Annotated in this window: 7 protein-coding genes; all 7 read right to left on the bottom strand. The window is 63.7% G+C overall.

Annotated elements, in window-relative coordinates:
- On the bottom strand, positions 1-573 hold a 573-nt coding region (locus tag IL54_RS22475), incomplete at its 3' end, for an ABC transporter transmembrane domain-containing protein (protein ID WP_162182181.1).
- On the bottom strand, positions 570-1,580 hold the full coding sequence (locus IL54_RS00705; RefSeq protein WP_037472202.1) for a hypothetical protein: 1,011 nt from the start codon (positions 1,578-1,580) through the stop codon (positions 570-572). The genes IL54_RS22475 and IL54_RS00705, both read right to left, overlap by 4 nt.
- Positions 1,577-2,662, bottom strand: coding sequence for a YncE family protein (locus tag IL54_RS00700; protein ID WP_037472504.1), 1,086 nt, complete (start codon positions 2,660-2,662; stop codon positions 1,577-1,579). The genes IL54_RS00705 and IL54_RS00700 overlap by 4 nt, the downstream gene beginning before the upstream one ends.
- Before the next feature lie 8 nt (positions 2,663-2,670).
- Positions 2,671-3,030, bottom strand: coding sequence for a quinohemoprotein amine dehydrogenase subunit gamma (gene qhpC / locus IL54_RS00695; protein WP_037472200.1), 360 nt, complete (start codon positions 3,028-3,030; stop codon positions 2,671-2,673).
- Complete coding sequence (gene peaB / locus IL54_RS00690; protein WP_037472198.1) at positions 3,027-4,481, bottom strand: quinohemoprotein amine dehydrogenase maturation protein; 1,455 nt, start codon at positions 4,479-4,481, stop codon at positions 3,027-3,029. Before peaB ends, qhpC begins: the two co-directional genes overlap by 4 nt.
- Entirely contained in the window at positions 4,478-6,208 is a 1,731-nt protein-coding gene (gene peaA, locus IL54_RS00685) for a quinohemoprotein amine dehydrogenase subunit alpha (protein WP_037472196.1), read from the bottom strand. Before peaA ends, peaB begins: the two co-directional genes overlap by 4 nt.
- Positions 6,209-6,343: 135 nt before the next feature.
- Positions 6,344-6,719, bottom strand: a 376-nt coding sequence (locus IL54_RS00680; protein ID WP_193378792.1) for an arginase family protein, incomplete at its 5' end; no start/stop codon positions are given.

The following is a 6,719-nucleotide window of genomic DNA, read 5'->3' as shown; positions in this document are numbered from 1 at the left end:
CAGGCGGCGCTGATAATAAGCGAAGGTCGCAAGGCTGGCGGGTACCAACACGACGCTCACCAGAAACAATTTCCAGTCGAGCCACAGCATCATCGCGACGCAGCCGACGAAGAACAGCAGATTGCTGACCACCGATAGCAGAGTGTCGGACGCGATCCGCTGCACATCGCTCACATCGCTGTTCATCCGCGACACCAGATCGCCGAGCCGGAAGCTGCCATAAAAGCGCGGCGAGAGCGTCTGGAGATGGCGCAACAGCGCCGCGCGAATGTCGTAGAGCATCGCCGCCGACAGCGCGACATAGCGATAGCTGGCGAGGATATTGACCGCGAACCCGGCGATGGTGACCGTGATCATGATCGCCGCGATCTTCACCAGCGCACCCATGTCCCGGCGCAACAGCGCTTCGTCGATCATGAGTTTCGAGAGATAAGGTTGCGCCAGCCCAAGCATGGTCGACACAAGGCTGATCGCCAGCACGACCACCAGCGCCCCGCGATAGGGTTTCAGGAAGGGGGTCAGCCGCTTATAGGCGCCCCAGTCCGCTACCGGCGCACGCGTCCCGTCGCTCATGCCGCCTGCTGCCGGGGCACGAGCCGCGTCCCTTCCAGCAGGAAGGCCGGCTCCGGCATCTTCGCGAGAAGCCCGGTACACCAGCGATGCCCCGCCAACAGCGCCTCCTGTTGCGACCGCCACCAATCCCCCGTACCGCCGGTCGTGTAGAATTGGGCGCACAGCAATAGGTGCCGCCGCATCGCCGCGATCAGCATGGATTGATAATGAGTCAGAAGCGCGGTGGCATCTTGCCCTTCGGCGATGCCGGTCACTACCGCTGCCGCCAGGATCGCCTCGCGCACCGACTGCGCCGTTCCGTCCCCGCAAATCGGGTCGAAGCCCAGCGCCGCCGTGCCGCAGGCGAGCCAGTCCTCCCCGCACAACGGCAAATGCAGGCGCGGCGCGGCGAGGAACGGCGTCGATGCGGCCCCCACCGCATCGACCACCGGTGCGATCAGGCGGCTGTCGGCGAGCAGATCGTCCAGCGATCCGCCCACGCCCAGTAGCCAGCCCTCCCCCGCCCCTGCGGGCACAAGGAAGAGCCAACCGCTGGCCACCGCCTCGACCCGGCCTTCCTCGCTGCAAGACGGATCGCGCAGCCCGACCTTGGCTGCGACGGCTCGCCGGTCGCCGAAGACATGCGTCTCCCCCTCCGGCATCGGCGGCGCAGCGTGGATAGTGAAATCCACGGGGCCATCCTCCGGGGCAGGCTTGTCCTTCGCCAGCACAGCCTGCACCTGGTCCTCCGACGCCAGCGCCGCGCCATGCGGCACGACGACCGGTGCGCCGCCGCCCCAGGCCACCACACGGCGCTTGATCCGGGGACTGTCGGCGAACAGGTCAGGCCGCTGAAATATGTCGCGCAGCAGCGCCAGTGCTGCATCGCTCAGCATGATCGTTGGGACGGGCGGACGATGAACGACCTTGGTTGCGACCCGGAGGCCCGCTGCCTTGAGCAAATACGCGCATGTCGTCGCGGCAATCCCGCTGCCCCTTATCCCGACGATCATGCGCCTGTCGGTCATTCCACCGCAACCATGCCCGCGCCGGTCGTGTCATAGCCAAGGTCCAGCGTCGTCTCATGCTTGAGCGTCCTGGCGTCATAGACCTCCAGGTCATAGCTCGCGCCATAGATGTAGAGCTTGGCTCCATCGATCGACATGCCCAGCCGGAAGCGCGAGCGGCAAGGAAACTCCGCCTTATCGACCACGGCATTGGTGGCCATGTCCATATGCCAGAATTCGCAGCGCTTATTGCCGAGCTTCCCGTTCGTCACCACGGTATAGGCGTGTTTGCCGTCGGGCGTGACCTGCAATCCCGCCATGGCATCGGGCGCGGGGCCAATCGGGGTAAAATCGAACTGCCGGGTGGACAGGTCGAAGCGCGCCATGCCGAACATCTTGTTATGCACATAGGGGTCGGCCGCGTTGAACAGGGCGACCAACTGCCCCGACGAGCGCACGGCATCGAGCGTGCCGCCAAAGCCGATATTCTCCATCCCCATGCCTTCGGGTTTGGCGAGGTCGATGCGGTCGGCGACCTTCAATGTCGCCAGATCGACGATCACGATCTTCTCGCCGAAGGAATAGAGATATTTGCCATCGGGCGACACCTTGTATCCGCCGCGTCCCCCGGCCCGCTCTTCCTCTTTTTCCAGCGCGGCGGTGCGGACGACCTTTTGCAGTTTCAGGTCGATGACACCATACATGGGCTTGCTGACGGTATAGCGGTCTATGCCCTTCTCGAATTTCGAGATGACGGTGTAGAAATAGCGCCCGGTCGGATCGGGCACCCCGCCCCAAAAGCGATAGCGGGTGGTGCCGTCGTTCAGGCTGAACTTGTTGATCACCTTGCGCGTCGCGGTGTCGATCACCTCGATCCCGCTGGTGGTGATGGTGGTCACATAGATGCGCTTGCCATCGTCGGACAATTGCATTGATGTCGGAAGACCCGTGTCCAGTTTGATCGTGCCGGTGACTGCGCCCTTGCCCTCTTCGAACACCAGTAGGCGATCAGGATAGGAGCCCATGAACAGCGTCGCGGCGGACGCGGGGATGGCGCTCAACAGGGCCAGGCCAGCGCCCAGCATCAGACGATATTTCTGCATCGCGCGCCTCATGGAAAAACGAGATCAAGACTGCGCCAGTCCTTCGTGGCGGTGGCGCAGTTGCTGGCCCAGTCGGGGGAGTAGTTGACATGGTCGGGCACCTGCACCGGCCAGAAGCAGGTGACATAGCAGTCGTAAATGTCGCGCTCGACCGGCTGGCACAGCCCCGCCGTGCCGCCGCCCGCATCGACTTCCCAGCCGGGCGAGAAAGAGAGCGAGCAACCCATCGGCACATGCGGGCGCGGGGCCTGCTGCAGCGCGACGACATCCTCCTCCATGTCGGCGTCGGGGGATACCGCCGCCTCCATCTGCGTCACGGCCTCGTCGATCCGCTGCGCCTTTTTATTGATGGCACGAAGATGCTTCATGACAGCCCCTTTCTTTCGGCAAAGCGTTCGAGGAAGCCTGGATTACGCACCGACAGCACGCCGTAAATGCGCAGGCAAGTGTCGGTCCACTGGCGTATCCAGTCGCAATAATGGAGGTTGGCATGGCCCGTGTCGCCATAGCGCACGAACGCCTCATGGTGGCACCCGCCCGCACAGAGCGGCCGCGCCCAGCAGCTTTGGCAATCATATTTCGCCTCGACATGCCCCTTGGCTAGGAACTCGCCCTGCTTGGCCCGGTCGATGCCGCTGGAGACATGGCCCATGCTGTGCGTGTCGGCGTCGGTGAAGCGGTGACAGGGGGACAGGTCGCCCGATGGGCTGACCCCCATAAGGCCCAAGCCCGCGCCGCAGGGATGCGATTTGTTGACGCCTGAAATCAGCTCGCTGATCGTCTCGCTGACATTGGTGAAGCCGTGGGACTCACCGCGCAGGGCATATTCGAGCCATTCCTCGGCCAGCAGGTTGAACTGCGCCAGCACGCTGTCCATGCCGTTGCCGTCGAGCGAATAGGCGCGTTCCTCCCCCGTCGTGACCGGCGCGAAGCCGACTTCGTGGAAGCCCAGATCATCCTTCAGATGGCGGAAGATGCGGACCACATCGGTCACACCCTCGGTCAACGTCACGCGCGCGGTGATGGCGCGGGTCTTGTGATGCGCGATCAGCGTGCGGAGGCGCGGTTCGATGACCGCATAGCTACCCTTGCCATTCTTGTAGACGCGATGCTTGTCCTGCAATTCCGGCGGGCCGTCCATGCTGACGGTCACGCCGACCCGATTGTCCGACAGGAAGGTGACGATCTCCGGCGTCAGCAGCGTCGCATTGGTCGTCAGGCTATAGGTGATCGCCTTCCCCGCCGCTGCGGTCGCTGCATTGGCGTACTCGACGACGTCGCGCAGCAGCTTGAAGTTCATCAGCGTTTCGCCGCCGAAGAAGGTGATATGCACCGCCTTGCGCCCGACCGCCTCGGCGATCAGCAGGTCGACCGACGCCTTGGCGGTATCCAGCGTCATATATTTGGGCTTGCCCGCAGGCGTCGCGATCTTGTCTGCGCCAAACTCATAGCAATAGGTGCAGGCGAGGTTGCACTGGTTGGTGACGTTGAGGACCAGCGCCTGCAGCGGGAAATCGGCGGGTGGCGCTTGCGGCACTTCCGCCACCGGCATGCCATGGCCGAGATGAATGAGCCGCGCCTGCCGCAATTCGCGCACCAGCCCGTCGGCTTCCTCCTGCGCCCGCCCTTCGCTCACCAGTTCGCGCACCAGCATGGCGTGGGTCAGTTCCTGCCCATCGAGCCGGTCGAGCACCGCGCGGACATCCGCGTCGATCTCGAAGATCGCGCCCGCGCTCACCAGATAGACGAAGTCGCTGCCGCCTGCATCGAAGCCATGATATTCCGCCCGGCGATAGGTGGGTGCCTGCATCACGGTCATTGCGACACCTCCGGTTGATCCCATTTCTGATAGGCGGGCACGGTCACCACCATATAGGCGCGCGCACTCATCGGCTTGCCGAACTTGTCCTTCTCGCTCTTGGCCGTCGCGACGACCCAGACGTCGCCATAATTGTTGCGACCAAAGCGGCGTTCGGGGTTCGGCCCTTCGACATTGGGGGTGAACAAAGCGGCGGGACTGAGCGCGCCGACATATTTGGCGTCGTCGTCATAATAGACGGCGAGGAATTCCTGCGTCGACCAGGTGACATCGACCGGCCCGACCGCAATGTCATCCGGCGTCCCCTGCTTCCCATCCATGCCATTTTCGAAGCCGATCGCTTCGAACTGGGCATAGCCTTTGGGAAATTTGATCCCGCCCAGGCGCGACACGGCGGTTTCGGGGGTCACCTTGATATAGTCGATCTTGCTGTAGACCGGATAGGCCTTTTCCAGCACCGCGCCGCCGATCGCGACATCGCGCTGCCCCGATGGCGCGTTCGCAGCGACATCGGCGGTCACGACCAATTCCTGCGGACTTGCCGAAACGATCTTCGTTGCGGTGACGCCTGCGCCCAGGTCGATGTCGGAAGCCGACAGCGAAGCGGACATGTTATGGCCTATTATGCGGAACTGCGCGCCCTTGGTTCCGGCCTTGACCGGCCCCGGCACGACCGCCAGCACGGCGGGCGCGGCGGTAGCGCGGATCAGTTTCACGTCGAGGCCGAATTCCTGATAATCGCCCCAATACCAGCGACCTTGTGCGCTTTGCTGATCGGGGGCGAACCACATGGTTTCGCGGGCGGCGCTGGCGAGATCGTCGGGCTTGCCTGCGGCGGCCGCCCCCTTGGATGAGCCACGCCAGCTATAGCCGGCATAGACGATGCCGATACCGCTGCGGCTGACGGTGCCACCATTGGTCAGCGACTTGAGCGTGCTGCTGGTCACGAACTCGTCGGCACTCTTGCCGGGCTTGACGCTGAACGCGCCCACGAAACGCCCCTGCCCTGGCGCTGAGGCCATGACCAGCCATTCGCCCGCCAGGCGCGGCACGCTCTGGCGCGACCGCCAGGCCGCCCATTCGGGCGTGTGCAGCGGCGCGGCCTTCGCCATATAGCCCAGCGCATATTCGCCGCGCAGCATCTTGTCCTTGGGGTCGCGGCCCGCAGGCTGTTCGCTATCCTCGGCCAGGCGGCGATATTGGGCGTCGGCCTGCGAATACATGGCGACGTGCAGATCCTGCAGCGACTTCCATTCCGTCTTGGACCGACGCCAGGACAGGGGCTGGGCAAAGCTGTGGCAGACAGCGCAGGCACCGCGCATCGTTTCATTGGGGATGTTGGTTTCGTCGATTGTACGCTTTTCGGCGAGATACATGACCGGCAACGCCTCCTGCGGGGCGAGGCCGTGCGAGGCGGACAGCGACTTGACCACGGCGCGGGATTCTTCGGGTGTGATCGGCAGGCCGTTCAGGCGCACCATCCGCTTGATCACCTGCGCCCAGCCTTCGGGCGTGGTCCGCACCCAGCTGATCCGCGACATATTCCCCTTGTCGTCGGGCGCGTGGCAGGTGCCGCATTTTTCCTGGACCAGCGGATCAGTGACCGGAATGCCCGGATCGCTTTCCTTCATCGCCACGCCGTCCGGCCCGCCATCCGCCTGGGCAAAGACGACCGACGCGGAGAACAGGGCCAGCAAGCCGAATTTCGAGACCGTTGTCCGCTTCACCCTATGTCCCCCTTTACGCGATCCCTGTCCGCGTCGACCCAGAGCCTAAGCGGGTGCCAAGGCAGCGCCATTGCCCAAATGACGTATGGCCCGATGACAATCCGCCATATCAAACTGGACGACCGTCAAGATTTTTCAGCTTTTCTTCTTCGGCCCGTAATATTCGTCCTGGCCATGTTCGACCGATACCGGGTTGAAATAGCCGGGCGGCAGGCCTTTCTTGCGCATCGCGATGCCTGCCAGACAGGCGTTCAGCAGATAATTGCTGTTGAGCGCGGTCTTGTAGCTGGTGTCGAGATAGGGCGCGACTTCGACGATATCGATGCCGGCAATGTCATTCTCGGCGCAGAACCGCCGCATGATCGGCTGCGCCTCGCGCATGGTCAGGCCACCGGGAACCGGCGTGCCGGTGCCGGGCATGAAAGCGGGGTCCAGCACATCGACGTCGAACGATATCCACAGCTTCTTGGTGTTGGTCCGCGCTTCCTTGAGCGCCCGTTCCATCACCTTT

This window comes from Sphingobium sp. ba1 (assembly GCF_000743655.1).
GTDB lineage: Bacteria > Pseudomonadota > Alphaproteobacteria > Sphingomonadales > Sphingomonadaceae > Sphingobium.
The sequence above is the reverse complement of the archived record's forward strand: the minus strand, read 5'-3'. Positions and strand labels throughout refer to the sequence as shown.